Here is a 2,601-nt window from a genome sequence, read left to right on the forward strand (position 1 = left end):
AACAGCCGATCCGGAACCTGCTCCCAGGACATCCAGATTATAGACAGGAGCAGTATTTCCGATACCAACCATTCCGTCTCCGTTTACCGCTATTCTGCTGGCACCGGCATTGATGTCATAGATCTGGAAAAATCCGGGACCTCCGGTATTTGAAGTTCCTGTAGATAGCAGGGAATAAGTTTTACCATTGGTGGCATTCTGATTGTCGAGCCTTAATTCCGCAGCGCCGTTTGTGCTGGCACCATATATTCGTGATGTAACCGTGCCTGCACTGGTTCCTTGTACATCAAGCTTAAATGACGGAGAGGCATTTCCGATCCCCACATTCCCTGTACCGCTTATCGTTAGATTATTTCCTGCCGTTGCAATATCCGTTGCCTGGCTGAGGGTTCCGCCCAGCTTTACCTCATTGCCTGAGAGAGTGAGCCCGTTGCTGGCGGTATTGGCCACTCCGGCAGCAGCTGTGCTTACGGGTTTCCAGGTTCCTCCGGTATTGGAGGACGTTTTGTTTTCATAATACCAGTATCCCGGGGTTAACGTTCCCTGGGTAGATCCTACGCCGGCAGTTCCGGAAGCGGCGGTGTTATAAACGATCATCCCGTCGAACCGGGTGAGGAAGGAGTTGGGGATGCCCGCAGTAACGCCTGGGAAGGCGGTCATGGCCGAGAGGTCCACCCTCGGGAAAATGAGCCCTTTTCCCACATTGGAAGATCCGTTCACGGTGGTATTGGAAGAGGCATCGATAAAGGCCGGGCTGTTGGTTACCGATACGTTGGTTGCCGAGTTGACGGTACGTACCTGGGCGCTAAACGTTCCTATAGCCAGAATAGTGGCAAGGCTGAATATGTTTTTTTTCATTGTTTTATTGGTTTAAAATACCGGAGATCAGTTCCGGGATGTAATAATTTATCACAGGAAATTTCTTTCATGTTTGAAAAATTCCTGTTGTCAAGCATACTTCAGATGGTCTACAAGCCCAGATAGATAATATCGAGATTATTTCTATAAGCCAGCGATGGCTGTATCTGCAGGGGAGCACCTGCCTGGGCAATGATTTCAATAGTCAGTACGTCGCCCGCATTGGCTGTAATAATTACAGGATAGTGGGTGTTGACATAAGAATTAGCGTCACAATAAGAATAGGTTTCTTCATGTTTTACAACGGTTCCATTGAGTTTTGTATCTACATAAAACGTTTTAGTTCCAATTGTTCCGGGGTTATTAAAAAAGCTGTGAAAGATGAGCTCATACCTGCCGGAATTTGGGCAGGTATAACTTCCGATACCCGGAAGCGAGGTGGAAACTCCCTGATTTAGGGTAATCGTAGAAGAAGTACTGCACACTTTATTAGTATAGAGGGAATTCTGGTTGCCTACATTGACCTGCCATTTTCCAACCCCGTTGGCATCCGAGGTGAATACCTTTCCGGCTCCCTGGGTACCATCCACAATTTTCAGTGCTCCGGCTGTCGTTCCGTTGTTGATTTCCAGACGCGCCCCAGGACTTAATGTTCCTATTCCTACGTTCCCGGTGTATGGATTAAGACTTAAATCTGCCCAGGCAGTCAGTCCATTATTATTAGCGCCAATGGTGGCTACGCCTGCCTGGGTTCCGATCACAACTTTATTAGGCGTTGCTCCATTGGCTGTGGAAGAAAAAGAGGCAGCCCATCCGGTACTGCCGGTGAAATTGGTAAGTCCTCCTGTTCCGGAAAATGTAATGCTGTTGGAGCCTAAATTAACGGTTCTGGCCCCGGAAATAGTTCCGTCGTTGGTATACAGATTATTAGGCGTCATCCAGGATGAAAGCCCATTGGCATCCGAAGTCAGCACTTTGCCGGCTCCCTGGGTGCCATCGGTAATTTTAATTGCTCCGGCTGTCGTACCATTGTTGATTTCGAGTTTTGCCGTCGGTGAACTGGTTCCTACACCTACATTTCCGGTACCGCTTATCGTAAGGTTATTTCCTGCCGTTGCAATATCCGTTGCCTGGCTAAGGATTCCGCCCAGCTTAACGTCATTTCCTGAGAGGGTAAGCCCGTTGCTGGCGGTGTTGGCCACAGCGGAGGTTGCTGTACTCATTGGTTTCCAGGTCCCTCCGGTATTGGAGGAAGTTTTGTTTTCATAATACCAGTATCCCGGGGTTAACGTACCCTGGGTAGATCCTACTCCGGAGGTTCCGGAGGAAGCGGTGTTGTAGACGATCATCCCGTCGAACCGGGTGGGGAAGGAGTTGGGGATGCCTGCTGTTACCCCCGGGAAGGCGGTCATGGCTGAAAGGTCAACTCTCGGGAAGATCAGTCCTTTCCCGATGTTGGAAGATCCGTTCACGGTAGTATTGGAAGAGGCGTCGATAAAAGCCGGGCTGTTGGTTACCGATACATTGGTGGCCGAATTTACGGTCCGTACCTGGGCACTCAGGTTTCCCAGAGCTAATAATGCCGTTATATTAAATAAATATTTTTTCATGGAAGGATTATTTAATTGTTGATCAGAAAGATCCGGAAAGCCGTCCTAAGCCGGTTTCCTTTTTTACCGAAAAGGGACAGAAGGGGCTGTAACAGAGCATCCCATCCGTCCCTGATTTCAACTGATGTTTTTG

2 protein-coding genes are annotated in these 2,601 nt (G+C 48.8%); both read right to left on the bottom strand.

Annotation, left to right across the window (positions count from 1 at the left end; genetic code table 11):
- On the bottom strand, positions 1 to 858 hold an 858-nt coding region (locus tag CHA01nite_RS19445; protein ID WP_507762374.1), incomplete at its 3' end, for a phage tail-like protein.
- A gap of 110 nt (positions 859 to 968) precedes the next feature.
- The gene (locus CHA01nite_RS19450) at positions 969 to 2,468 is read right to left on the bottom strand and encodes a phage tail-like protein (RefSeq protein ID WP_146944498.1); all 1,500 of its coding nucleotides are present in this window, start codon (positions 2,466 to 2,468) and stop codon (positions 969 to 971) included.
- Positions 2,469 to 2,601: the final 133 nt, after the last annotated feature.

The sequence above is a fragment of the Chryseobacterium hagamense genome, assembly GCF_007991455.1.
Taxonomy (GTDB): Bacteria; Bacteroidota; Bacteroidia; order Flavobacteriales; family Weeksellaceae; genus Chryseobacterium; species Chryseobacterium hagamense.

Excerpts from the sequence above, each read along its gene's own strand:
- CHA01nite_RS19450 (WP_146944498.1), bottom strand. The coding sequence starts at position 2,468 with ATGAAAAAATATTTATTTAATATAACGGCATTATTAGCTCTGGGAAAC.